We start from the raw sequence: 26,423 nt of genomic DNA on the forward strand, positions 1-26,423 counted from the left end.
GAAATCAGAAAGGAGTAAATGATGACTCGTTTGGTTCCCTTGTTTATTGGTGGCGAGTTTCGTGAATCTCAAACATCGGATTGGGTTGAGGTAACCAATCCTGCCACTAATGATGTCATTGCGTACGTTCCATGTTCCACAGAGCACGAGATGGAAGCTGCCATTGATAATGCGAAAGAGACATTCCAATCCTGGAAGGAAGTGGCAGTATCCGAGCGTGCCAGAGTCATGCTTCGTTATCAGCACTTGCTCAAAGAGCATCATGATGAGCTTGCCACACTGCTTTCTCATGAAACGGGTAAGATTTTAGCGGATGCTAAAGGCGATGTGTGGCGTGGTATCGAGGTGGTTGAGCAGGCGGCAAACATTGCTAGCAACATGATGGGCGAAACCGTCGAAAACGTTGCCACGGATATTGATAGTTACTCAATGATTCAGCCCCTAGGTGTGTGTTGCGGCATTACGCCATTTAACTTTCCTGCCATGATTCCGTTGTGGATGTTCCCAATCGCTATCGCTGCGGGCAATACATTTGTGCTTAAACCCTCCGAACAAGTGCCATTGACCTCTATTCGTTTAGCTGAATTATTTGAGCAAGCTGGCGCGCCGAAAGGAGTGTTGCAGATCGTTCATGGCCGCAAAGAACAAGTCGACTTTCTTCTGGCTCATCCTGATATTCGAGCGGTGTCATTTGTTGGCTCGGTTCCCGTTGCCCGTTATATCTACACCACAGGGACTAAACATTTTAAACGGGTTCAAGCTTTTGCTGGTGCAAAGAATCACATGGTGATCATGCCTGATGCAAACAAAGATCAAGTGGTGAATAACCTAATCGGAGCCTCCGTAGGGGCTGCGGGGCAGCGTTGTATGGCAATTTCTGTTGCGGTATTTGTCGGCGATTCAAAACAATGGATTACAGACCTCAAACAGGCAATGGCGAAAGTACACCCAGGGCCTTGGGACGATGAGCAAGCTGCTTATGGCCCACTGATCAGTGAGCAAGCTAAACAACGCGTATTGGACCTAATTGAAGATGGCAAACAACAAGGCGCAGTGTGTGAACTCGATGGAAGTCAGTGTGAAGTGGAAGGCTTTCCCGATGGAAACTGGATTGGCCCAACCTTGTTTAGCGGTGTAACAGCGAACATGTCGATTTACACGCAAGAGATATTTGGCCCTGTCTTAGTTTGTATGGAAGTCGAAACGTTGCAAGAAGCTATTGAGTTAGTGAATCGCAACCCTTACGGCAACGGAACTTCTATATTTACCGCTAATGGCGCTGCTGCGAGAAAATATCAGCATGACATTCAAGTCGGTCAGGTTGGGATCAATGTGCCTATTCCAGTCCCTTTACCATTTTTCTCCTTTACTGGTTGGAGAGGCAGTTTCTATGGTGATTTACATGCGTATGGTAAACAAGCGGTACGTTTTTATACCGAGACCAAAACGGTGACGGCACGTTGGTTTGATGACGATATTCCAACGGGGCCTAATTTGACCATCCAACTGCGCTGAGTGAATAGAAGGAGCTTTTATGGACTTTGAACTTAATGAAGATCAACGTGCATTTGCCGATACCGCTCAGCAATTTGCCGATGAGTGTTTAGCACCGATGGCGGCGGAGTGGGATGAAAAGCAGATCTTCCCCAAAGACGTATTGAGAGAGGCGGGGGAACTGGGGTTTCTCAGTCTCTACACTCCAGAAGCGCAAGGTGGCCTAGGGCTGAGTCGCTTGGATGCGTCAATTATCTTTGAACAACTCTCAATGGGCTGTACGTCGACGACCGCTTTCATGACGATTCACAACATGGTCAGTTGGATGATCGCGAGTTTCTCGAACGAAGAAGTGAGAGCCAAATATTGCTCTAAGCTGGTCTCTGGCGAGTGGTTGGGTTCATATTGCTTAACCGAGCCTAATGCGGGATCGGATGCCGCTTCGTTGACCACAACCGCGAGCAAAAAAGGTGATACTTACGTGCTGAATGGCGGCAAAACCTTTATCTCTGGCGCAGGAGAGACAGATGTTTTGGTCGTGATGGCGAGAACTGGAGAAGCGGGTGCCAAAGGCGTGTCCGCATTTGTTGTCCCTGCTCACGCTGATGGTATCAGCTATGGGCGCAAAGAACCCAAAATGGGTTGGAACAGCCAGCCAACACGAGCGGTTACTTTTGAAAATGTCGTTATTCCAGCTAGCCATTTACTGGGCGAAGAAGGGCAAGGTTTTGTCTTTGCGATGAAAGGGCTTGATGGAGGGCGTATAAATATTGCGACCTGTTCCGTCGGTACGGCTCAACAGGCCCTTGAACAGGCGACACAGTATATTCAGGAGCGTAAGCAGTTCGGCAAGTCGCTTGCGCAGTTTCAAGCCTTACAATTCAAATTAGCAGACATGGCGACAGAGCTAGTGGCTGCTCGGCAGTTAGTGCGCTATGCCGCCAGCAAGCTCGACCGAAATGACCCAGATGCCACGGCTTATTGCGCGATGGCAAAACGGTTCGCAACCGATGTGGGCTTTCAGGTTTGCGACCAAGCGCTGCAGCTTTATGGCGGCTATGGTTACATCAAAGAGTATCCAATGGAGCGTCATTTCAGAGATGTGCGTGTGCATCAAATTCTGGAGGGAACCAACGAAATCATGCGCTTGATCATCGCGCGCCGTTTGCTCTCTGAGGAATCGGCCTTGCTGTAGCGAAGTATTGGATTTGCTCATTGAGAAAGGATTCAGATATGCCATTAACCCAAGAAGCCATTCAACATACGATCACTAATCACGTTGCGGTGGTGACGATGAACAACCCGCCAGCCAATACGTGGACATCAGAGAGCCTCAAGGTACTGAAGTCGCTGATACTCACACTTAACAATGATAAGCAGGTCTACGCACTGGTTTTAACCGGCAGTGGAGAAAAGTTTTTCTCTGCTGGTGCGGATCTCAAGTTGTTTTCTGACGGTGACAAAGCGGTTGCGTTAGACATGGCGCGATGCTTTGGTGAAGCGTTTGAAACGCTCTCGGAATTCCGTGGTGTTTCCATTGCCGCTATTAATGGTTACGCCATGGGTGGAGGTTTAGAAGTGGCATTAGCTTGTGATATTCGAGTCGTTGAAGAGCAAGCGGTACTTGCTTTACCTGAAGCCAAAGTCGGACTTTTGCCCTGCGCTGGCGGTACCCAAAACCTCACAGCGTTAGTAGGGGAAGGCTGGGCAAAGCGTATCATTTTATGTGGAGAGCAAGTCAGCGCTGACAAAGCAAAAGAACTAGGCTTGGCTGAGGAGTTGGTCTCCAAAGGCGAAGCTTTAAGTAAAGCGCTGGAGCTTGCTGACTCTGTTGCGAACCAGTCGCCATCTTCTGTCGCCGCATGTAAGGCGCTCATTCAAAATATGCGCTCTGCGCCACTTAAGCACGGCTTAATGAAAGAGCGAGAGTTGTTTCTGACTCTTTTTGATACGGAAGATCAAGTTGAGGGTATTCGCGCCTTTTTAGAAAAACGCCCACCGCAATGGAAAAACCGATAGGAGGCCACATGGCAGGGATGGTAGCCATTAGTGAAATAGAGTGCTTCGATGGCGTGCACCGCATTGGTATCGCAACGTTAGACAACACCGCTTCATTGAATGCATTGACGTATGACATGTTAGTCCAACTTAACGATCAGCTTATCAAGTGGCAAGACGATCCGCATGTGACTTGTGTGGTACTCACTGGCGCTGGAGAAAAAGCATTCTGTGCTGGTGGCGATGTTCGAGCTATGTATCACGTCATGCATAACGAGAGTAAAGAAAAAATCGTAGAGTTCTGTACGGACTATTTCTCGTTGGAGTATGAGTGTGACTATCTCATTCACACTTACAACAAGCCTATTATCGGTTGGGGAGAAGGTATTGTAATGGGTGGTGGGATGGGGCTTTTTATGGGAACCAGCCATAAAGTTGTGACAACAACATCACGCCTTGCTATGCCAGAAATCAATATTGGACTGTATCCTGATGTGGGAGGTACGTGGTTTTTAAGCCAGATAGATCCGCAGGTGGGTTTATTCCTCGGATTGACAGGTTCCATGGTGAACTCAAGTGACGCTGTCACTATTGGTTTGGCCGATTGGTTACTGTTGGAAGAGCAGTATCCCACCTTACTGGATGAGCTAAAGCGGCTCCAGTGGGGCAAAGAAGACGCGAAAGAGTTGGTAACTGCGCTACTACAATTAATGGAAGAACAGGTTATTGATAGCAAACCAACCACGCAAATTTGTCCATACTTAGATCAGATAGAGGAAGCGTGCAAAGGCTTTGATCTTAATGCGATAGCACAGCGAATCATGGCTATCGAAGGGAATAGCCAGTGGATAGAAAACGCGAAACAAACGTTCGCATCGGGCAGTGCGATCACCGCGCATATTTGCTTTAGACAAGTGAAAGAGTACCACAGCTTACCGCTTGCAGATTGTTTCCGTTTAGAGTTGAGTTTGTCGGTTCGCAGTGCCTTATTAGGTGAGTTTAAAGAGGGCGTCCGTTCTCGGCTTATTGACCGGGATGGCGAACCTAACTGGATGTTTAACAGTGTCAGTGAAGTCGATGAAGATGTCATCGATACCTTGTTTACCTCACTTTGGCCGGATGACGAACATCCGCTTGCTGATTTGGGTGAACAAACACTAGGTCAATAAGGAGAATGATCATGAGTACCATCGCATTTATCGGTTTAGGAAGAATGGGGCATCCGATGGCGCAAAACTTACTCGCGTCTGGATTTAACGTGCAAGTATTCGATGTCGATAGCGAAGCCGCAAAGCAACTAGTACCTTTTGGTGCGGTGGTGGCGAGCTCTATTGAGGAAGTCGTGGATGGTGCAAGCACAGTCATCACGATGCTACCAGCAGGATCTCACGTTCGTTCCGTGTATCTTGGCGACTTACACGGTGGCGTAGGTGTCCTCAATCTTGTCTCGCCAAGTACCTTGATGATTGATTGTTCAACCATTGATCCAGACTCTGCGCGATTAGTCGCCAATGAAGCGGCAAATAAACGTGTGTTGTTTGTCGACGCGCCCGTTTCGGGAGGCGTTGCTGGCGCGAAAGCGGCGACATTAACCTTTATTGTTGGTGGTTCGGATCAAGCGTTTTCTAAAGCCAATGCGATTTTGCAGTATATGGGAAAAAATGTTTTCCATGCTGGCAAAGCAGGCGATGGTCAAATGGCGAAAATCTGTAACAACCTTATGCTCGGCATTTTAATGTCTGGTACGTGCGAGGCATTAAACCTAGGTATCGATCATGGACTCGATCCAAAAGTGCTATCAAACATCATGCTGCAAAGCTCTGGCCGAAATTGGGCATTGGAGCTTTACAATCCTTGCCCAGGCGTGATGGACAGTGCGCCAGCTAGTCACGATTACCAACCGGGCTTTATGAGCAAACTTATGTTGAAAGATCTCGGTTTGGGGTTAGATGCGGCGTTACAAACACATTCTTCGGTTCCGATGGGGTCGTTAGCGCGCAACTTATATTCTTTCCACAACGCGAGCGGCCACGGCGAGCTCGATTTCTCAAGCTTATTTGAGTTATACAAGAGTAAGAAAGGCTAGACTGAGTTTTGTGACAAACCAGCCCGAGATGGTGACCTAAAACGCGCATCATTTCGGCCAACTTAGACTGGTTGAGATAGAGAACATTACGAGCTATGGAGTGCACCAATATGGACATAAAAAGTAGTGTTATTGCCATTACAGGAGCAGGGCAGGGGCTTGGGCAAATGATGGCCATTACCCTTGCTCAAGCTGGCGCTGATTTAGCGTTGTTGGATGTAAACGCCAGTGGCTTAATGGAAACACAAGAGCAGTGTCGAATGCTGAGTGCGAAAGCGTTGACATATCAAGTGGATGTCACCAACGAAATCGACGTTGAAACCACGTTTGAAGCGATTATCCAAGATTTTGGTCAACTCAATGGGTTAGTCAATAACGCTGGCGTGTTAAGAGATGGGTTACTTGTAAAAGCAAAAGATGGCGTGATCAGTAAGATGTCTTTGGATCAATTCAACTTGGTCATGAACGTTAACGTGACAGGAACGTTTTTGTGTGGGCGTGAAGCTGCCGTCAAGATGATTGAGAGTGGCTCCCAAGGCGTTATCATCAATATTTCTAGTGTTGCGAGAGCTGGGAATATCGGACAAACCAATTATTCTGCGTCAAAAGCGGCGGTCGCGACCATGGCGACAACATGGGCTCGTGAGCTCGCAAGATACGGTATTCGCGCGGCGGCGGTTGCACCAGGTGTAGTTCATACCGCGATGGCAGAGCAAATGAAACCCGAAGCCATAGAGCGATTAGAAAAGATGATCCCAGTTGGCAGGATGGGCGAAACAAGCGAAATCGCGCATGCAGTAAAATACATTATTGAGAGTGATTACTTTACTGGCAGGGTTTTAGAAGTGGATGGCGGCATTCGTATGTAAGTGATCACTGAAATAAGGCTCTGATAGACCTGAATAATAAGTCTCTTTCCATTTCAACATTTTCTATGTTGTGGAGTGCTAATTCTGCGCAACCCAAATGTATTTACAACTTATGTTTGGATTTACCTTGAGAATGATTTCTCACAATCCAATAAAGAGATGTAAATACCACTCAAATATTAAGTGAAATCATTAATTTGATGCTGATCACACTTTTGGTTTTTTAGTTTCCGCTTCTCATTAAGGCTATCTGCGTAAATGAAGTTGATAGTCAGTCTCATCAATTTTAAGTTTCAACTATTTGTTTTTAAATAATTAATTGTTGAAGCACGAGAAATTCGTGTTGAGGTTAATATTCGATTTAAAGTGTGTAACTTCCATTAATGGAAGGTTAGTTTCCAGTTGTGGCTAATGAGCTTTAACTTTTTACTCCTCATAATGCGCCAAATGTAACATAGTGTTTCAAAGTGTAACAATAAACTCACACTAAGAGTGTGGTTTTGATCTCCACTCAATTCCGTTTTGTTTCGCTCTGAGCCCGACGTTACTCATGCTCAACACATAAACATTCTAATGACTATAACAACTGGTTCTTGGCTTGATACCAATCGTATCGTAGCAAATAACGGTTCATTCTAGCTGGTTAAATGCTTGATGACGAAGTTGAAAAATTGTAAGTAGAATAACTACTTATCGAAGTTTTTTCTTGTTCTCATACATTACCTCTGCGCTATTTGTGAGCTCTTATTTACTTTGATTGGCATCTGTTTTGAAACCAGACAACCATCGAGAAAGTTAATGGAAGCCTCAAGATATAAACGCATCTTGTCGAGGGGAAGTTTGGCGTCCGTCATACTTATGCTCTCAGGATGTAATTCAGCTTTACTTGACCCCAAAGGTGCCATTGGTGTGCAGGAAAAAGAGCTAATTATTACTGCTCTTTTGCTGATGTTGATCGTTGTAATCCCTGTGATTTTAATGACGATTTACTTCGCTTACCGATACCGCGCCTCTAACACTGAAGAAGAGTACGCACCCGAGTGGTCACACTCGACCAAAATCGAAGTGGTGGTATGGACAATTCCAATCATCATCATTGCGATTCTTGCGACGATCACATGGCGTTCTACTCATGAACTAGAGCCATCCAAACCTTTGGAAAGTGATGTTAAACCAATGACCATCGAAGTGGTGTCACTCGATTGGAAATGGTTGTTCATCTATCCAGAAGAAAACATTGCGACGGTGAACTATGTGGCGTTCCCGAAAGACGTGCCAGTGCAGTTCAAACTGACTTCGGACAACATCATGAACGCGTTTTTCATCCCTCGCTTAGGTACACAGATCTACGCGATGCCAGGAATGGTAACCAAGCTCAACCTGATAGCGAACCACGAAGGTGACTATAAGGGTTTTGCATCGAACTACAGCGGCGAAGGCTTTTCGCAAATGAAGTTCACAGCTTCAGCAATGTCTGATCGTGCTGCGTTCCTAAATTGGGTGCAGAAAGTGAAGGCGAGCCCTGATCGTATTGAAGATTGGGAGCAATACAGCTCACTGGCAGCGCCAAGTATCGCAGAGCCAGTCACTTTGTTCTCTAGCGTTCCTCCGTTCTTGTTCACCGACGTTGTGACTCAGCATCCTGGTTCAATGAACTGTTTGCCTGAAAACCAAGGATAATCGTAATGTTTGGAAGATTAACTCTTGATTCAGTTCCATTCCACGAACCTATTATCGTCATCACCCTAGCGGTTGTGGCGCTGGTTGGTTTAGCCGTAGTTTACGCGGTGACCAAAGCCGGAAAGTGGCAATATTTGTGGAATGAATGGTTTACTTCAGTAGACCATAAAAAACTTGGCTTCATGTACATCGCAGTAGCGATGGTGATGCTTGTTCGTGGTTTTGCTGACGCAGTCATGATGCGTAGTCAGCAACTCCTTTCTTCTGCGGGTGAAGCAGGTTACTTGCCACCGCATCACTACGATCAAATTTTTACTGCCCACGGCGTGATCATGATCTTTTTTGTAGCGATGCCATTGGTCATTGGTTTGATGAACATCATCGTGCCATTGCAGATTGGTGCACGTGACGTGGCTTTCCCGTATCTGAATAACTTGAGCTTCTGGCTGTTTGTTGTTGGTGTCATCCTAACAAACATGTCTCTCGGCTTAGGTGAATTTGGTCGTACAGGTTGGCTAGCGTATCCGCCGCTTTCAGGTATTGAGGCAAGCCCAGGAGTCGGGGTCGACTATTGGATTTGGGCGCTGCAGATATCAGGTGTTGGTACGACGTTAACAGGCGTGAACTTCTTTGCGACCATTTTGCGTATGCGTACACCGTCTATGCCAATGATGAAGATGCCAGTTTTCACTTGGGCGTCTCTGTGTGCAAACATTTTGATCATCATTTCATTCCCAATCCTAACGGTGACTATCGCTCTGCTTACGCTGGATAGATACCTAGGCATGCACTTCTTTACCAATGATCTTGGCGGCAACGTAATGATGTACGTCAACCTGATTTGGGCTTGGGGTCACCCAGAAGTGTACATTTTGATCTTGCCAATTTTTGGTGTGTTCTCAGAAGTCACCGCAACCTTCTCACGTAAAAAGTTGTTCGGTTACACATCGCTAGTTTGGGCTACCGTAGTTATCACGATTCTTGCCTTTGTTGTTTGGCTACACCACTTCTTTACGATGGGGTCTGGCGCGAACGTAAATGCCTTCTTCGGTATTGCCACGATGATCATTTCTATCCCAACAGGGGTGAAGATCTTCAACTGGCTATTCACCATGTACAAAGGCCGCATCCGCTTTACGACGCCAATGATGTGGACGGTGGGTTTCCTGATCACCTTTACTGTTGGTGGTATGACGGGCGTACTAATGGCTGTTCCGGGTGCAGATTTCGTTCTGCATAACTCAGTATTCCTTATCGCTCACTTCCACAACGTTATCATCGGTGGTGTCGTGTTTGGATGTTTCGCTGCGATCACTTACTGGTTCCCGAAAGCGACCGGTTTCACCATGAATGAAACTTGGGGCAAACGTGCGTTCTATCTTTGGATTATTGGTTTCTTAATGGCGTTCCTACCGCTTTATGCGCTGGGCTTTATGGGGATGACTCGTCGTTTAAGCCAAGACATCAACCCAGAATACTTCCCACTGTTGTCGATTGCCGCAGCAGGTACGGTTGTGATTGCGCTGGGCGTATTGTCTCAGTTCATCCAAATTTACGTGAGTATCCGTGACCGCGAGCAAAACCGTGATCTAACTGGTGACCCGTGGGGTGGTCGTACTCTTGAGTGGGCAACATCGTCTCCACCGCCGTTCTACAACTTTGCGCACCTACCAAAAGGTGATGTGCTGGATGCCTTCTGGTACCAGAAACAAAGTGGCGAGTTCGATCCAAATAAAGAAGTGGAATACGAACGTATTCATATGCCAAAAAACACGGCAACAGGCATCTACGTGTCGGCTTGGTCGCTCCTATTTGGCTTCGGCATGATTTGGTACATCTGGTGGCTAGCGGCGGCAAGTTTGGTCGGTATTATCGTGACGTGTATTCAGCATAGCTATAACGATGATGTGGATTACTACGTGGAAGTTGAAGAGATCAAAGCAATTGAGGCCGAACGTCGAGCTCAGCTTGAAGAAGCGAAGAAAAACTCAGTGAAAGACAGCGAAAGTAAAGATGATCTGGAGGTGACGTATGCAAACTAATATCGCAGCACATCACGACCATGATCACCACCATGACACGAATGGCAACAAGCTATTTGGCTTCTGGGTTTACCTGATGAGTGACTGTGTACTGTTTGCGACCTTGTTCGCGACATACGCTGTGCTGTCGAGCAATTCAATTGCGGGCCCAACAGGTAAAGACATTTTTGAACTCCCATTCGTGTTTGTCGAAACCATGCTGCTTCTGTTTAGCAGTATCACATTTGGTTTTGGCATTATCGCGATGAAGCGCAACAACGTTGCTGGTCTCAAACGTTGGATGTTAGTCACGTTCGCGCTTGGTCTTGGCTTTATCTGTATGGAGGTCTATGAGTTCCATCACCTGATTGAAGAAGGCTATGGGCCACAAACAAGTGCATTCCTATCGGCATTCTTTACGTTGGTTGGTACGCACGGCCTGCACGTAACCTTTGGTCTGATTTGGTTAGCGGTAGCGTATCATCAACTGTCGACGAAAGGTCTGAACGACAATATGGCAATGCGCTTTAACTGCTTAAGCCTATTCTGGCACTTTCTAGATATCGTTTGGATTTGTGTCTTTACCATCGTTTACTTACTGGGGGTAATGTAATGGATCAACATGTAGAAACCAGTTCGTCAGATTACGTGAAAGGCTTTATTGCCTCACTGATTCTGACGGTAATTCCGTTCTACTTTGTTTGGACGAAATCATTACCAGATACAACGACCTATGCGATTCTATTTGGATGTGCATTAGTGCAGATATTTGTTCACTTTAAATACTTCTTGCACATGGAAACAAAAACATCCGACGGACGTTGGAACCTTGTATCACTGATGTTTACCGCCATTGTTGTACTTATCCTTATCGCTGGCTCGGTATGGATCATCTACAACATGAACGTCAACATGAAGTTGTAGGTCAAGGTATGCTGAAAAGTTATTTGTCTATCACTAAACCGGGCATTATTTTCGGCAACCTGATTTCTGTTGCGGCGGGGTTCTTCCTCGCCGCAAAAACAGAACCAGCCAGTCTAATGCTGTTCGTTACGACGTTAGTTGGTGTTGGGTTAGTCATCGCTTCAGGTTGTGTGGTGAATAATATTTTCGATCGTGATATCGACCAAAAGATGGCACGTACACGAAATCGTGAAACAGTGAAAGGCAACATCAATATCGATATTGCGTTTGTTTATGCACTTGCTTTATTGCTGGTAGGAACCGCACTGTTATTTATCCGAGTGAACCCACTATCCGCTGTCGTCGTGTTGCTTGGCTACGTGTATTACGTGTTCTTTTACACGATGTGGTACAAACGTAACTCGGTGTATGGGACCTTAGTGGGAAGTATCTCAGGCGCAGTTCCGCCATTGGTGGGTTACTTAGCGGTAACAAACTTCATTAGCTTGGAAGCGATTTTACTCTTTACCATGTTCTGTCTCTGGCAAATGCCGCACTCGTATGCCATTGCCATGTTCCGCATGCAAGACTACCGAGAAGCCGGGATTCCCGTATTGCCAGTTAAAGAAGGCATTCATAAAGCGCATCGACACATGAAAGCGTATGTCGTGGCTTTTGGAGCAGCATCATTGGGGTTATTTTTACTAGGTGAAGCCGGGTATGAATACTTAGCGGTTGCAGCGGTTGTTTGCTTTATGTGGACGAAAGTGACCTTTCGCAGCATTGATGACAACAACTACATCGCTTGGTCAAAGTCGGTGTTTAAAGTCTCACTGCTAGTGGTGATGGGGATCAGTGGTGTGCTTGGCGTCGAGTTGATTCCTCTAGCTCTGTAACAACCAAACCTAAGCGTTTGCTAAGCGCCAATATCTTTTGCTGCTGAATGCATGAATGACCTTACCTGGAAGTAAGGTCATTTAACTTTCTATTGTCCTTTATTTTCCCTGTTTTTCCTGTTCCTCCTCTAGCTTCACTATCACGTATTCATATCTAAAAGCAAAAACAACCAGAGTGTAAAACATAGTGGGTCGCGCGTTTCCGCTGATGCGTAATAATGCCAAGAGATAGCGACGGTTAAGCTAAAAAGTATAAACAGCGCAATAACTCTACTTACCATATGAGAATTCAATATCGATAGTTTGTAATGTAAACATTTGGGGGGAGTGCTAGTTCTCATAGCAGCATACAAACTAACAATGTGAATGTTTGAGTTGAATCACCTGCTAGCGAAATACACAAGTTTTACTACTGAAAGTGGGAGAGGAAGCATCTTAACTCCAGTGAAATGAACACGATTGGGAATCATCCTTTTACATAATCTAAAAACTCACTAAACCTTAACCCAGATTAAAGTTTTGTCGTCTCCGAGGCATTAAGGTGCGCCTGTAGTTTGCAGGTCTCAAGGATTCAGAGAAGGAACAGCCATACATCGTGTATCGCTGTTCCTTTTTCGATCTTGTTTACTTGCGAAAAGATAAAACATAAAGACAACTTTAAGAGGACTGGTTTTGAGCATTTTGTTTTCCGAAGCCCGAATTGGCAACATGACCCTAAAGAACCGTTTTGTGAGAAGCGCAACGTGGGAGAACATGGCGACCGAAGATGGTCACATGACGGTAAAGCTTTACGATATTTACGAAACGCTTGCGAAAGGGGAAGTTGGGCTTATTGTTACGGGTTATGCCAATATCGTTGAAGAAGAGAAACCCAACGCAGGTATGATGGGGATCTACAACGACTCTTTTATTGAAGAATACAAAAAGCTAACAGAGCTAGTACATCAACAAGATTCTAAAATCGTGATGCAAATTGCTTACGGTGGCACCAAAACCACCCATAACGTCGGTGAGCGTGTCATCTTCGCTCCGAGTGACGTGCCTGAGCGTGGTACAAATACGCAAGGCAAAGCGATGACAAAGGACGAAATAGACTACATCGTAAAGGCATTCGCATTGGCGAGTAAACGTGCTCAAGACGCTGGTTTTGACGGCGTAGAGATTCATGCGGCGCACACTTATTTAATTAACCAGTTTTTAAGCCCGTACTATAATCGTCGCGAAGACGAATATGGTGGTGACTTAGAAAATCGCATGCGCTTTCTTTTAGAAATTTATTCTGAAACCAGAAAGCTGGTTGGAAGCGAATTTCCCATCCTCGTTAAACTGACGGCAACAGAGTTCTTTGACGGCGGTTTAACGTTCGATGAAACTCGCGTCGTCTGTAAGAAACTTGAAGAAGTAGGCGTTGATGCGATCATCGTATCTGGCAATGTTCACGGCAAAGCAAACGAACTTGTTGGTCAAACGTTCGATGGTTACACACTACAAGAAGAAGGTTACTTTCACGAATATGGTCACGTGATCAGTCAGGACGTTAGCATACCGGTGATTACTGTCGGCGGGCTGAGCGACATTGATGCGATTGAGAAAATTGCAGAAAACACAGATATCCAATTTTTTGCTGTGTCACGCCCTTTATTGGCTGAGCCACAGTTGATCAAACGTTGGAAAGAAGGCAATCGCGCACCAGTAGATTGCGAACGTTGCTCAAAGTGTCGTACCAAGCGTGGTAACTTTTGCGTGGTGTATAAGAACCGAAATCGTCGCAAAAAATAAAACGAAGCGACTACACAAATACAAATTAGCCTCCACTCTGAATATGGAGGCTTTTAATTATCCGCATGTTAATCGAACCATTATTTATCTTCTTTTTGATAGTTTAAATAATGCACACAAAGATCGTGAAATGCTTTAGCTTGAGGCGAGATCGTGCGATCGGTTAACGTAAATATACCAATTTGCCTTTCAAGTGGTGGATCGATAAGCGGAATCCAAACCAAGCGTGTTTCATTGGTTGGGAAAGCAAGCTTCGGTAGGGTCGTGACACCAATCCCAAGTTCTAAGACAGAAAACAGCGAAGTAATATTTTCGACCGAATAGAGCGCTTGCTGACTCAGAGCTCTTGCTGGGGTTGGATCGAGAAGTGTACAAGTGCCGTTACGGATAAAGGGTTGTTCCAACAAAGTTTGCCACTCGACTCCTTCTGGATGACTCGCAATAGGGTTGTCCTTTAAACACACCACGCCTATTGGATCAGCTAACAGCGGCGTAAAGTCAATGCCGCCCTCATCGAGGTGAGAGGGGTTACCGAGCGCTAAGTCGACCTCACCGGAGAGTAGGCGAGCCTCGACACCAGCAGCATTATCGTCTATCAAGCTTACTTCTACATTTGGATACTGTTCGCAAAAGGCGCCCAACACGCTAGGAATGAGCTTTGCTGCAACAGAAGGAACGCTCGCAATTCGCACTCTCCCTTGCTGTCCGGCAGCGGCTGCTTTGAGATCGTTGTCTAGTGCACTGTAGATATTGAGAAACTGAACCACTTTGGGCAGACAAATTTCACCAAACGGGGTCAATTTGGTTTTGTTTCCGGGTTCAAACAGCGTTTGCCCTAGAATTTTTTCAAGCTCTTTTATCGATGTGGACAGTGCCGCCTGAGAACGATTTGCACGATGTGAAGCGGCTCGAAAGCCTCCTTCCTCGACTACCATCACAAAATGCATTAATTGTTGAAGCTTAATACTCATCCCTAATGCCTCTTAATCCCTTTATTTACGTTATTTTAAATAGAGTGATAAGTTTAATTTATCAAATGTCAAAAATTTACCGTTAGATTTATCGCCTGTCAATGTGCATCATTTAACCATATTGAAACAAAGCTGTTACAAAGGTTGAAAGGCACGTGAATACTCCTACTAAAAAACACCCAGTTAAAACCAGTCTATTTGCTTCTAAAGCGCCGCTTGAATGGGCGATAGTCAACAACGGAACTCTGTATACGGCTCAAATTCCTATTGATGACACAGGCGCGGTTGTGGAAGGCGGTATCGAAGCACAAACACGTCAAACCTTTAACAATCTCATTCACACCCTGGAGTGTGCCGGGGAGTCTTTGGACTCGGTGTTGCAGGTCCTGATTTATGTGACTGACAGAGAATACTTAAAGACCGTTAACCAAGTGTACGCGGAATATTTTGAAGCGCCGTACCCAAATCGCGCCGCCATGGTGGTTGCAGGGTTAGCACGAGAAGAGATGTTGGTGGAGTTTGTCGTCTACGCGTCGGCAAGCCAACCAGAATAAATCCAATAAGAACAATTAGAGATCAGTGAGTGGGTGGCTTGCCATCACAAATCGGAAGAACAAGGAAAGAACCATGACTTTTATTAACAATGTTCAAGCAGAAAAATCCCTCTATATAGCGGGTGAGTGGCAATCGGGCATGGACACCATCGCCAATATTAACCCTTCTGATATCAGCGAAAACATTGGCGATTTCTCACAAGCGAGTGTGTCGCAAGTAGAGCAAGCGATTCAAGCGGCTAAATCAGCGCAGCCAGAGTGGGAAAAAACACCAATCGAGCGCAAACAAGCAGTGCTGCAAGCGATTGGTGATGAGCTCATTGCACGATGTGACGAATTGGGAACCTTGCTTTCGCGTGAAGAAGGTAAGCCATTTGCTGAAGGTCGAGGTGAGATTTACCGTGCTGGCCAATTCTTCCAATACTTTGCTGCTGAGGTTCTGCGTCAAATTGGCGATAACGCTGCTTCCGTCCGTCCAGGTGTCTCCGTTGAAGTTACTCGTGAAGCCGTCGGCGTTATCGCCATTATCTCTCCTTGGAACTTTCCAACAGCAACAGCTGCTTGGAAAATCGCGCCAGCACTTGCGCTTGGCAACAGCGTCGTCTGGAAGCCTGCCAACCTAACCCCAGCAAGTGCCGTCGCGCTGACAGAGATTATCCATCGCCAAGGTTTACCTGCTGGCACGTTTAACCTCGTTTTGGGTAGCGGTTCGCAAGTAGGTAATACCCTTATCAATTCGAAGGATGTGAACGGCGTGAGCTTCACTGGTTCTGTGGACACAGGCCGTAAAGTTGCAGCGGCTACGGCACCAAACTTTGTACGTTGTCAGCTAGAGATGGGCAGCAAAAACGCGCTCGTAGTGGCAGATGATGCAGACATTCAAATTGCTGTCGAAGCGACAATCGCAGGCTCATTCTCGGGTGCAGGTCAAAAATGTACCGCGTCTTCTCGTCTTGTGGTTATGGACGGAATTCACGACGCGTATGTTGAAGCGCTAATCAAACGCATGAGCGAACTTAAAGTGGGTCACGCACTGGAAGAGGGCGTGTTCATGGGCCCTGTGGTTGATGGTAACCAGCTGAATGCGAACTTTGAGTGGATCGAAAACGCACGCCAAGCAGGCGCGGAGTTGGCTTTCGGTGGTGAGCGTCTGAGCCTAGAGCATGACGGTTACTACATGTCACCAACCCTGTTCTTGAACACACAAAACAGCTGGGAAGTGAACCAAGAAGAAGTCTTTGCACCAATGGCAAGCGTGATTCGCGTTTCTGATCTGGATGAGGCAATTGCAGTCGCGAACGATACGCGCTTTGGCCTGACAGGCGGCATTATCACGCAAAGCTTGCGTAATAGCGCGATCTTCAAACAGCAAGTCCAAACGGGCTGCGTCATGGTTAACTTGCCAACTGCGGGTACAGATTATCACGTTCCATTTGGTGGCCGTAAAGAATCTAGCTTTGGTCCTCGTGAGCAAGGTCAGTACGCCAAAGAGTTCTACACCGTAGTGAAAACCGCTTATCAGCGTCCTTACTAAGAACAGCAGGGTAGCTGATGGTGTCAGTTACCCGCACTGAAAGGCTAAGAAATTGTTTAAGGAGTGGTTATGTACCAACAACGGATTGTGATTGACGGATTGCAGTACTGCAATTGGGATCGAGAGTATTTCCAAACGCTTAAGGCGAGTGGCATTACCGCCGTTCATGCCACCATCGTCTACCACGAAACTGCGCGCGAAACCTTAACGCGTTTTGCTGAATGGAACTTGCGCTTCGAGCAAAATGCGGACCTCATCATGCCTATTTATTCAATGGCAGATGTAGAAAAAGCCAAAGCAGAAGGCAAAGTCGGCATCTTCTTCGGCGCGCAAAATTGCTCACCTATCGATGATGAAATTGGTCTGATTGAAGTGATGCGCCGCCAAGGTCTGCTGATCATGCAACTGACCTACAACAACCAAAGCTTACTGGCGACAGGTTGTTACGAACAAAACGATTCCGGCGTAACTCGCTTTGGTAAGCAAGCGATTGAAGAGATGAACCGAGTCGGGATGATCATTGATATGTCCCACAGTGCAGAGCGTTCGACGTTGGAAGCCATCGATCTTTCTTCGCGTCCAATTTGTATCAGCCATGCTAACCCGACGTTTGCGCATGACGCACTGCGCAACAAGTCCAACACCGTGATCAAAGCACTGACGGAGCGCGGTGGTTTGATTGGATTCAGTTTATATCCGTTCCATTTACCAAATGGCAGCCAGTGCACGCTGGATGATTTCTGCCAGATGGTTGCGAAAACCGCAGACATGTTTGGCGTCGACCATTTAGGCATCGGTAGTGATCTGTGCTTAAACCAACCGCAACAAGTATTGGAATGGATGCGCAACGGGCGTTGGTCAAAAGCGATGGATTACGGCGAAGGTTCAGCAAGTAACTCGGGATGGCCAGATGCGCTGCCATGGTTCTGCGGCAGCGCAGGGATGGAGAACATCTACAACGGATTAATGGGTCACGGATTCAGTGAATCTGAGGCTGGAAAAATATTGGGTGAAAACTGGTTCAACTTCCTTAAAGAAGGATTAGAGCCTCTTTCATAGCATTCCCCAAAGTAGGAACCGCCTGCCCACATAATAACAATACGGCAGGCGTAAAACTCACATTTGTAGCCAGTCTTTGGCTGCTGCAAAGAACCTCTGGAGCCAGAGTATGTCTGATTTAACCAATAGCATGAAAGCTTCCACGATGAGCGTGTCATCGGGCAAGTCAAAAGTAAAACACAACACATCAACAACAGAAAACACGATGGACAAATTAGGACTGAATAACCCGGCCTTTTGGTATAGCGGTGGTTTCATCGCGTTGTTCGTTGCTATTGCACTTTATGACGGCGAGCTGTTATCTACGATCGTTAACGCCGGTTTTAGCTGGGCAGTTCAGGTGTTTGGTCCATACTGGCAGTTACTGCTGCTTCTCACTTTTCTTATTGGTCTTGGCTTGGCTGCAGGGCGAACAGGCAAGGTGATGTTGGGCGGGATTGCAAAACCAGAAATGGATTCTTTCCGCTGGATGGCGATTATTTTCTGTACCTTATTGGCTGGTGGTGGTGTTTTCTGGGCCGCGGCTGAGCCTATCGCGCATTACGTTAGCCCACCCCCTTTGTACGGCGCGCAAGATAACCCGCAGCAAGGTGCGGTGAATGCGTTGTCGCAATCCTTTATGCACTGGGGCTTTCTGGCTTGGGCGATTGTAGGTAGCTTAACTTCCATCGTGGTGATGCACCTGCATTACGACAAAGGTTTACCACTAAAACCCCGTATTTTGCTTTACCCAGTTTTGGGCGAACGAGCACTTAAAGGCCAACTCGGTGCATTGATTGACGCGTGCTGCATTATCGCGGTAGCCGCGGGCACCATCGGACCAATTGGGTTTTTAGGCTTGCAGGTTAGCTACGCGTTAAATGCGCTGTTTGATATTCCTGATGGCTTTACCACTCAGCTTATCATCATCTTGTTTGCGATTGCGCTTTACACCTTGTCAGCACTCAGTGGATTAAGCCGAGGCATGCAACTGCTTAGTCGTTACAACGTGATTCTGGCAATGGCATTGATGGTTTACATCCTGTTTTTTGGTCCGACAAATTTTATCTTTAACGGATACATTCAAGGTGTAGGAAGCATGTTGGATAACTTTATCCCAATGGCGACCTATCGCGGTGACGAAGGTTGGCTAAGTTGGTGGACAGTATTTTTCTGGGGCTGGTTCCTGGGTTATGGTCCGATGATGGCAATCTTTATTGCGCGTATTTCCCGTGGTCGCACTATTCGCCAAGTTATTTCCACCATCAGTATTGTGGCTCCGTTAACCACCTGTTTTTGGTTCACGATTGTGGGCGGCTCAGGCCTTGCGTTTGAAATTGCTGAACCGGGTAGCGTGAGTGCGGCGTTTGAGGGCTTTAACTTGCCAGGTGCTTTGCTTGCAGTGACTCAGCAACTACCAATGCCAATGCTGACTTCAATTCTATTTCTGATTTTAACCACGATCTTCATCGTCACGACGGGCGACTCAATGACCTACACAATCAGTGTCGTGATCAGTGGTGAAACGGAGCCGAATGCGATCATCCGTACCTTCTGGGGCGTAATGATGGGTGTGACGGCACTAATCCTGATTTCTCTTGGCTCTGGTGGCATCTCTGCACTGCAATCTTTCATTGTGATTACCGCGGTTCCGGTTTCGTTGATTCTGTTACCGTCACTTTGGAATGCGCCGCAAATCGCAATCAAAATGGCGAAAGAGCAAGGGCTATAACAATTATCTAATTCAAACAACGTGGAGCTTGTGCGGGTGTTTTCCTCCTGCATCCGCACAAACCCTAGTATTCTTACAATAACAAATAGGTGGTGAGCAAAATGGATGCACATCGTTCTACTTATACGGAAGCAACTATGCGCGATGCAGCGATTGTCATGGCAGCCGAAAGGCTTGGCGCAATGCACCAAAACCGAATCAGCTTTGTTCGCAGTCTGATTCGTAATATGGCAAGCCAAAACTGGCAAGTAACCAAGCATGAGTGGCAGCTTTGTCCTCGTGGTTATGGTCATGTGATTTACAAATTGACCACGCCAGAGCACGTTTATCATTTGGTGGTATTCTGTGATGAAATTGCCGACGACGAGCGTAATGATCGCGTAATTGCTGAAAAGTGGGACGTCACATTTGCACTGGTTCAAGGCGATGTTGATGTTACTTTGTTGGAAAGATTGCGAGAAAATGTACCGCTGCAAGAAGCGGGACGTAATCCAAACAACGTACTTGTTCTTGCTCGCGCAAACAAAAGTGTGCGCGTGTTTGAGCACATTGTTAGCGCGCTTTCTCAAGGCGAGCAGCCTGAGCCGAAAGAGTTAGCGGAAGTGGGTTATATCCTGCGTACCACAGCTGTTTATGGTAACGGAAAGTTTGGTATCGCCGATTTCAAACTGTTAGAGAACAACTCAGATTTCAGCCAGTCTTTTAGTGCGCAAATGTGTGCCGTATATATGTTGCGTGAATTCAGCCTAGATTGGGTGCACTATCTGGCACTTCAACAAGGTGGCGACAACGTGGTGGCTTTGCATCGTGGCTTGCAGCGCTACCTTGGTGTCGGCAATGCGACTGGCTTAGGCATGGCTCCATACTTGATTAATCACCCGTGCATCGTTGACCAATGGATGACCTCTCGCGAACGTGCGGTAGCGCGAGTCTTTGCGATGCCATGTGAAGCTTCATTCCATGCTCCTTTGCAAGGATTACTACAAAAAGCACAGCGTCATTTAGAGCAAGTCATCACCATCAATGAACATCAAGACAGGCTCAATCATCAAGCGATATCAGACATCAAACAACTGCTATCAGAGCTAACAACGTTAATGGCATTACATCCGAACTGGGCGAGTTTGGTCGAGCATAAGAAAACAATGAGTGTGGAAGCCCAAGAAATCCTCACCTCTTGCTTGATCGAACTCTACCCATCTTTGGTGGACGAATTTGCTAGCCAAATGAATACGGATGAAACGTTATCGATTCCGGGCGGGAAAAAGATCCAAGACTTACTGGAAGTGTTGCAAAACAAATACCGCTGGGCGATTGATGCGGATTACTCACTGGCCGAGAACAATTATTGGTTCTGGTATCGTTCACAAGACAAAGAAGAGCCAAGGCTTGGTGTTCGCGGGGAAGAGGCTGGAGAAGAAAAAGAACTGCCGCTTGATATCGGCAGACAAGTGAATCGCTTGTACCAGGCCTTGCTTGACTGTGATGTAGAAATGTCCGTAGCAGAGTTTCTATTGCAAAAACCGGCTTATCGTTCGATCACACGTCGCGTATGGACGCTAGGCAACCGTGCGATGGGGGATATTCAAATGAATGTGCTGCGTAAAGATGCGTTACCAATGCACTTACTGCGTTGTAAATTGGCGATCTTTGGTGCGACTAAATTTGATCCACGCTCGGATCGTTGGGTTCGAGTAACTTTTTTCCAAGGCGCGCCGCTGTTGGATGAAATTCACGATCCTAAACTGGCAGACACATGGATTTTCCCTAGCATGCCGCCGCGTGACGAAATTGCGCAAAGTGACAATCAAAAAATCAACGGAGGATTTGCATTATGATCGTCTCTCACAACGAATTGGTGGCCGCGGTTAATAAGGCATTTCTTGGCATGCGCCGTCACTGTGGTGAGGCGGATGTCATTGCGAACATGGTGGCGGACTTGCAAATGGTTGGCTTACATGGAGTTCGTCATTTTAATAACGCCAGCCTGTTTCTTGGGTTAGATTCGGACTGCGCCGTATCGGTGACCAACAGCACGTCAGCGAGTATCGAGATGGATTTGCACAATGGCAGTGTGGCGTGCCACTTACCCGCCGTGTTGGATTTCGCACTTGAGAAAATGATTAACCGTAAGTCGATTACTATCACGTTGACTCAGTGCCATAATCGTTGGCTAGGTTTTAGTGAGTTGTTGAAGCTCTCTGCAAAAGGCATTGCGTGCCGTGCACAATGGGTCAATGGCTCTAGTCCCAAGCGAACGCTTTATGTGTTAAACCGTGGACGAATCGCGCCAGAAGTCTTTTTCTCGGATCAGTTTGATGGGCATGATACGGATTTGCATAGTATGGTTATCGAGCTCTCCGTGAACGATTTCGATATCGAGAAAAGTGCACAAGGGTATACCACCCACATTGAAGGTGATGAGTTAAGCCGCACGCAACAAGCTTCTTGGCAAAATGGTATCTTTGTCGAAGACCAAGAATGGGAAACACTGAAACAAACCGCAACCGCGTTGCTGGTGGAGAACAGTGAGCGTTCTATGCTCGGTGCTGGCGGTGTGGTTTAAGCGATGAAAGGCGATGATTCCAAGTAGAAGTGATGAAGGCTGCTGTTTAGCGGCCTTTTTTGTGCGCGATGTTTGGTCACTACTGAAGTTCAAAGACTATGATTACCGTTATCCGCAAGATGGAGCAACACAGGTAAGAAAAATGGATCTGCAAGAGAATAAAAGAAATGCCATTGCGTTTTACGAAACCGCCTATAGAGGTAACCCAAGAAAGGCAGTTGAAGACTACGTAGGTGATGAGTACATTCAGCACAATCCATTAGTTGGAAATGGCCCCGAGGCTTTTATCGAGTATTTTGAGCGGATGCAAAACGAGTATCCCGATAAAAATATTACGTTTGTGCGAGCCATTGCTGAGGGGAATTTGGTGGCACTACACACTCACCAAACATGGCCTAATGATATTGAATACGTGACGATGGATTTCTTTCGTTTTGATCATAATGGGAAAATCGTCGAACATTGGGACGCTCTGCAAGAGATTCCTAAAGAAACATTGAATGGTCACACCATGTATTAACGAATCGTTGATTAGCCTCCAATACTATTTATTCAAATGGTATGGGAGGCTAAATTATTTGGTACGAGTTAGACGTCAATCACTAGAGTGCTTTTTCGATCTTCATTGCTACGTCTTCAGATACCCAACCTTTCCATAAGTCAGGGTAGGTATTAAAGAAGTAAAACATCGCTTCTTCACCATCTGCGTAGTTATCTTCCATCCAGGCCAGCATTTCACTCATTTGCTCGTTGGTAAATCCGCGTTTCTGCAAGTACGCGAATGCTTGGGGTTCTTTGCTCGCAAACGCCTCAGTTGTTACTGTGCGAACTGGAGAAGGTGGGTACATTGTTACTTTTGGTGAAGCGCAATCAGGCTGAGTGGTACAGTTGCGATACTCTTCTAAATCTGTTCCGCTACCAAAATCCACTTTGACCATATCATACTTGCCCAATACGGGGGTCGGTGACCAGTAGTAACCAAACCAAGGCATTTTGCGATCATAGGCTTTGGCGATGGTGCCAGCTAATGCTGCGCCAGATCCTGGGTCAACCATCTCAAAGCCGTGCTCACTTAACCCTAATGCATTAAACAAGTGACCGGAGGTGATTTGGCATGTCCAACCAGCAGGGCAGCTATAAAACGCGAACTTGTCATCATCCTCTGGGTGTTCAAATAGTTTGGCGTGCTTGATGACGCCTTCTATCGTCGCGAGTTCTGGATACTGTTTTACCAGATAGGCGGGAACCCAAAACCCTTCTTCACCACCATTGACAAGCGATTCACTAGCGGTGCGCAAGCGTTTATCCGCAATCCCTTTATCAAGTGCTTCTTTAATACCGTTTGTCCATAACTCTGGCGCAACGTCAGGCTGTCCCTTTTCAATCATAGAGGTGCCTGTAGGAACGCTATCACCAGGGATCAATTCCGCATCGCACTGGTAGCCTTCATTTAAGACAAATTGGTCGATGTGCGCCATTAAGCTGGCCGAATTCCAATTCATGTCTGCGATGGTTATTTTTCCGCATTCGTCCGCATTTGCATGAGTAGATAATGCTGATAGCAGCAGAACAGAGAGCATTGAAGGTGTCGTCTTCATGTGACTGAATTTCCTTGTCGTTGTCATTTACTTCAGTATATACATCGGTTTATAAAGATTCAGTGAACAAGTTTTTTTCAGTGACGTTAAGCATAAAAACGGTGATTTATGAAGCGTTTGGTGAGGCGTGTTGAAAGGGAGTTAATACAGCAAGAACACTCCTTCGTAGCCGCCAATCTCAATATGAGAAACATAGTCGCCGATGTTACCGTCTTGATCTACAGGTCGCATAGGCTCTGGAAGTGCGATAGTTATCTTCGGTGAGGAGAAGTAATCGATATTTTTGCCAAAGAAATCAGTCCGATACAGCACTCGGCCTTTGGTGAATTCGCGGGCTAACACCATCTCTGTAGGGCCATGCATCACTACCGTATCGTCTGAGTGATACGCAAAGTACGTATGGGTTGGTAACAAATCGATAGCGCCATTAGGCAAGTCAGGGTGAGCCACTTTGCTCATAGAAGCATCTCCAATCACCGTGTAATCGGCGGAATAGGGCGTGCTGGTGGACATCATTAGCGGAGTCGCCTGATATCCCTCTGGTATTTGATTGGCAGGCTCTCCCAAATCAACGGCAAGCAAGGAGCTAGGTTGATAAGCAATATTCTTTGGTACGCCTGCCTTCCAGAAGTTGTCACTTGTTGTGTTATTACTTCCATATAAGTAGCCATTGTTCCACTGATTAAAGTAAATGCGCTCAGGGTGATAGTTTAAGTAGAACACCGCTAGTGCAGAGTATTGGTCCTGTTTCCAGTTATCCTCAGTGTTGCCAAAGTATTGAACTCGACCATAACGCGTGGTCGCTTGATAAATCACTTTCTGACCCGCTTTGGCGAGTGCAGAGTTATCCCAAAATTTAGCCAAGCCAGCATAGCCACTAAAGCCGGTAGCAGGGAAAAGGTAGTGCTCGCGCAAGTACAAGGAGCCAGCGTTAACCAAGTGGTTTTGCCCATTACGACCGAATAAGTTTGCCGTACCTATGTTGAGGCCAATTAACGCATCTTCATCCAGCGTTGCCAGTTTATTCAAGAACGCCGAGAATTGCGCTTTGTAAGCATCGTCAGCAGCTTGGCTACCCGCCACCAAACCAAGTTCATCCACTGTGCCTCCGGAATATATGTAGAACTGATTTGCACCGAGTAACTTATTCGTATCGTCGTTGTACGCACCATTTAAACCTTGTTTCGCCCATTCAGCTTGGTAATAGTGGCGCATTGTATTGGTAAAAACGGGATTACCGAGATTGGTCAATGCCCAAGAAGAGGTTTGATTCCACATACGACCAAATGGAATAACCCGTGACTCCCAACGAAATCGGGCCGTTGCATTCTTATTCGAACGGTTTTTGTATTCATTCCAAGAAAGATAATTGTCTTGGTTTCGATCTGCAGATTTGTCGAAGCCACGAATTTTACGCCAGCGTTGAATGGTTTGACCTTCCGGTGTCTCCGTTGGTGCTCCTGAGATATTGACGGCAGGGAAGCTATTTTTGAGTTGAATGTTTTCGAGACGTGGGCGGTTTTCTATGTTGCCGTCATGCCAAGTAATTTTCGCAAAGTAAAGGCGGCCGCCGTCGCGTAAAAAGGTGGAGCCAAAGTACTGACCGCCACCATAAGTTTTTCCGCTACCATCATGCGTTGTAGCGCGAACCCAATCCGAAGGAATAGACCAGTTTACTGTTTGGTTTTTAGTCATGTTCTCAGTTTTGTCTTTTTTAATCGCGAAGCGTTTCCATTCTGTTACCCGACCAAACGAGTCGATAGCAGAAGGGTATTCAATCGTGAAGCTGCCGCCTTGAGCAAACTGAGAGAACGTAAAGGCTAAGCGGTCGAACTTCTCTGAGTGATAGACATAGAGGGCTCCACCATTATTCGCCTGGCCAAATACATCAGCATCCCATGGCGGTGGTTGATATAGCCAAAAGCCGGCGTGGTCAGCGCTGGCGGTATAGCCAACGATCATCGGTTTTCGATTGAGTAAGGTATTTTCACCATGGCTTGAGTCGACTTCAGCTAGGATAGTGTCTTCAGAAAAGTGGAGAAAGAAATCTTCGTAGTCAATTCCATTCAGTTCTGCTTGGTTACGTATATCGTTTTCCAGCCAACCTGAGTTAAGTTCCAGCTTTTGGTTGTACATGTAACCAAGCGCTTTTACACGCTCGTTATCACTCTTATCTTTGTAAGCTCCAAACACGATATCGGCATTATCCAACTCCCATTCAAGTGCAGCGGCAGCAGATATAGGCTTATCTTGAAGATCAATACCCTGTTCATGCAATCCAGGTAACACGATTGCTGTTCTACTCCAAACGTTGGGTACAGAAAGCAAGCTCAAAGAAATGAGTGTAACGAGAGAAAAACAATGCGACTTCAACATGGAGTTATCCCATTAATACTTAGATGACTCAAATTAAGAGTCAGATACAAAGAGAAATTATAGTCCATTCGCGAAGTCGTAATCAGGACCCTGCCATAGAGGACTTTACAGGAAAACTAACAGGGGATGCTGTGCAGAAATGAGCGGGTGTACTTGGAATAGATCATCCTCATAGACTCAAAACTTCCTCTACACGTCAGCACAAAAATAACCACCATTTTAACCTTGTTTCGGTCGTCACCATGTTGTTGGATTTTTCTTCAACAAATTCAGTTAAAACTAACTCTTCAAACCAGTCAGATACTCTGTCTTGGTGGTGGCTGATCAT

22 protein-coding genes are annotated in these 26,423 nt (G+C 46.4%); 19 read left to right on the top strand and 3 right to left on the bottom strand.

Translation table 11 applies throughout. From position 1 onward, the window contains the following. Positions 1 to 21: 21 nt before the first annotated feature. The 12 genes from R7Z10_RS06480 to R7Z10_RS06535 all read left to right on the top strand — a co-directional run bounded on the left by R7Z10_RS06480 (position 22) and on the right by R7Z10_RS06535 (position 13,726). Positions 22 to 1,515 carry a CoA-acylating methylmalonate-semialdehyde dehydrogenase gene (locus R7Z10_RS06480; RefSeq protein ID WP_064354633.1) on the top strand — a complete coding sequence of 498 codons (1,494 nt, stop codon included), beginning with the start codon at positions 22 to 24 and terminating at the stop codon, positions 1,513 to 1,515. A gap of 19 nt (positions 1,516 to 1,534) precedes the next feature. Next, positions 1,535 to 2,689, top strand: coding sequence for an acyl-CoA dehydrogenase family protein (locus R7Z10_RS06485; RefSeq protein ID WP_054574351.1), 1,155 nt, complete (start codon positions 1,535 to 1,537; stop codon positions 2,687 to 2,689). A 38-nt stretch (positions 2,690 to 2,727) separates the two neighbouring features. After that, positions 2,728 to 3,513 (top strand): enoyl-CoA hydratase, encoded by a 786-nt coding sequence (locus R7Z10_RS06490; RefSeq protein ID WP_318104373.1) that lies wholly within the window; start codon positions 2,728 to 2,730, stop codon positions 3,511 to 3,513. An 8-nt stretch (positions 3,514 to 3,521) separates the two neighbouring features. Then, positions 3,522 to 4,661 (top strand): enoyl-CoA hydratase/isomerase family protein, encoded by a 1,140-nt coding sequence (locus R7Z10_RS06495; RefSeq protein ID WP_318104376.1) that lies wholly within the window; start codon positions 3,522 to 3,524, stop codon positions 4,659 to 4,661. A gap of 11 nt (positions 4,662 to 4,672) precedes the next feature. Continuing rightward, positions 4,673 to 5,578 carry a 3-hydroxyisobutyrate dehydrogenase gene (gene mmsB / locus R7Z10_RS06500; protein WP_005375775.1) on the top strand — a complete coding sequence of 302 codons (906 nt, stop codon included), beginning with the start codon at positions 4,673 to 4,675 and terminating at the stop codon, positions 5,576 to 5,578. 110 nt (positions 5,579 to 5,688) lie between these two features. Beyond that, a complete protein-coding gene (locus R7Z10_RS06505; protein WP_005375778.1) occupies positions 5,689 to 6,447 on the top strand; it encodes an SDR family oxidoreductase in 759 nt (252 codons plus the stop codon). 798 nt (positions 6,448 to 7,245) lie between these two features. Further along, positions 7,246 to 8,127 (top strand): ubiquinol oxidase subunit II, encoded by an 882-nt coding sequence (gene cyoA, locus R7Z10_RS06510; RefSeq protein ID WP_005388604.1) that lies wholly within the window; start codon positions 7,246 to 7,248, stop codon positions 8,125 to 8,127. 5 nt (positions 8,128 to 8,132) lie between these two features. Next, positions 8,133 to 10,169, top strand: coding sequence for a cytochrome o ubiquinol oxidase subunit I (cyoB, locus tag R7Z10_RS06515; RefSeq protein ID WP_033906952.1), 2,037 nt, complete (start codon positions 8,133 to 8,135; stop codon positions 10,167 to 10,169). Beyond that, a complete protein-coding gene (gene cyoC / locus R7Z10_RS06520) occupies positions 10,159 to 10,761 on the top strand; it encodes a cytochrome o ubiquinol oxidase subunit III (RefSeq protein ID WP_005375782.1) in 603 nt (200 codons plus the stop codon). Before cyoB ends, cyoC begins: the two co-directional genes overlap by 11 nt. Continuing rightward, complete coding sequence (gene cyoD, locus R7Z10_RS06525) at positions 10,761 to 11,072, top strand: cytochrome o ubiquinol oxidase subunit IV (protein ID WP_005375783.1); 312 nt, start codon at positions 10,761 to 10,763, stop codon at positions 11,070 to 11,072. Before cyoC ends, cyoD begins: the two co-directional genes overlap by 1 nt. Next, entirely contained in the window at positions 11,033 to 11,947 is a 915-nt protein-coding gene (cyoE, locus tag R7Z10_RS06530; RefSeq protein WP_033906955.1) for a heme o synthase, read from the top strand. Before cyoD ends, cyoE begins: the two co-directional genes overlap by 40 nt. 672 nt (positions 11,948 to 12,619) lie before the next feature. Then, complete coding sequence (locus tag R7Z10_RS06535) at positions 12,620 to 13,726, top strand: NADH:flavin oxidoreductase (RefSeq protein WP_053307780.1); 1,107 nt, start codon at positions 12,620 to 12,622, stop codon at positions 13,724 to 13,726. An 80-nt stretch (positions 13,727 to 13,806) separates the two neighbouring features. Here the strand turns inward: R7Z10_RS06535 and R7Z10_RS06540 are convergent, their stop codons facing one another. Beyond that, the gene (locus R7Z10_RS06540; RefSeq protein WP_017821200.1) at positions 13,807 to 14,697 is read right to left on the bottom strand and encodes a LysR family transcriptional regulator; all 891 of its coding nucleotides are present in this window, start codon (positions 14,695 to 14,697) and stop codon (positions 13,807 to 13,809) included. A gap of 155 nt (positions 14,698 to 14,852) precedes the next feature. Between R7Z10_RS06540 and R7Z10_RS06545 the strand changes: the two genes are divergently transcribed. The 7 genes from R7Z10_RS06545 (at position 14,853) to R7Z10_RS06575 (ending at position 22,641) form a co-directional block, all read left to right on the top strand. Next, positions 14,853 to 15,251, top strand: a complete 399-nt coding sequence (locus tag R7Z10_RS06545; RefSeq protein WP_005375789.1) for a RidA family protein — start codon at positions 14,853 to 14,855, stop codon at positions 15,249 to 15,251. A gap of 73 nt (positions 15,252 to 15,324) precedes the next feature. Beyond that, the gene (locus tag R7Z10_RS06550; protein ID WP_318104379.1) at positions 15,325 to 16,785 is read left to right on the top strand and encodes an aldehyde dehydrogenase family protein; all 1,461 of its coding nucleotides are present in this window, start codon (positions 15,325 to 15,327) and stop codon (positions 16,783 to 16,785) included. 69 nt (positions 16,786 to 16,854) lie between these two features. Further along, on the top strand, positions 16,855 to 17,844 hold the full coding sequence (locus R7Z10_RS06555; protein ID WP_085568961.1) for a membrane dipeptidase: 990 nt from the start codon (positions 16,855 to 16,857) through the stop codon (positions 17,842 to 17,844). 109 nt (positions 17,845 to 17,953) lie between these two features. Then, a complete protein-coding gene (locus tag R7Z10_RS06560; RefSeq protein WP_005375792.1) occupies positions 17,954 to 19,555 on the top strand; it encodes a BCCT family transporter in 1,602 nt (533 codons plus the stop codon). A gap of 101 nt (positions 19,556 to 19,656) precedes the next feature. Beyond that, positions 19,657 to 21,393, top strand: a complete 1,737-nt coding sequence (locus R7Z10_RS06565; protein ID WP_047100935.1) for a hypothetical protein — start codon at positions 19,657 to 19,659, stop codon at positions 21,391 to 21,393. Further along, complete coding sequence (locus tag R7Z10_RS06570) at positions 21,390 to 22,121, top strand: DUF3726 domain-containing protein (RefSeq protein WP_226083104.1); 732 nt, start codon at positions 21,390 to 21,392, stop codon at positions 22,119 to 22,121. The genes R7Z10_RS06565 and R7Z10_RS06570 overlap by 4 nt, the downstream gene beginning before the upstream one ends. Positions 22,122 to 22,263: 142 nt before the next feature. Then, entirely contained in the window at positions 22,264 to 22,641 is a 378-nt protein-coding gene (locus tag R7Z10_RS06575; RefSeq protein ID WP_047101148.1) for a nuclear transport factor 2 family protein, read from the top strand. Positions 22,642 to 22,723: 82 nt separating this feature from the next. Here R7Z10_RS06575 and R7Z10_RS06580 read toward each other — a convergent pair whose 3' ends face one another. Together R7Z10_RS06580 and R7Z10_RS06585 are read right to left on the bottom strand one after the other, a co-directional pair. Then, on the bottom strand, positions 22,724 to 23,719 hold the full coding sequence (locus tag R7Z10_RS06580; protein WP_318104386.1) for an ABC transporter substrate-binding protein: 996 nt from the start codon (positions 23,717 to 23,719) through the stop codon (positions 22,724 to 22,726). 141 nt (positions 23,720 to 23,860) lie between these two features. After that, positions 23,861 to 26,095: a hypothetical protein gene (locus tag R7Z10_RS06585; RefSeq protein WP_238970841.1), complete on the bottom strand. Its 2,235-nt coding sequence runs from the start codon at positions 26,093 to 26,095 to the stop codon at positions 23,861 to 23,863. Positions 26,096 to 26,423 lie beyond the last annotated feature (328 nt).

This window comes from Vibrio sp. Vb1018 (assembly GCF_033338775.1).
Classification (GTDB): domain Bacteria; phylum Pseudomonadota; class Gammaproteobacteria; order Enterobacterales; family Vibrionaceae; genus Vibrio; species Vibrio alginolyticus.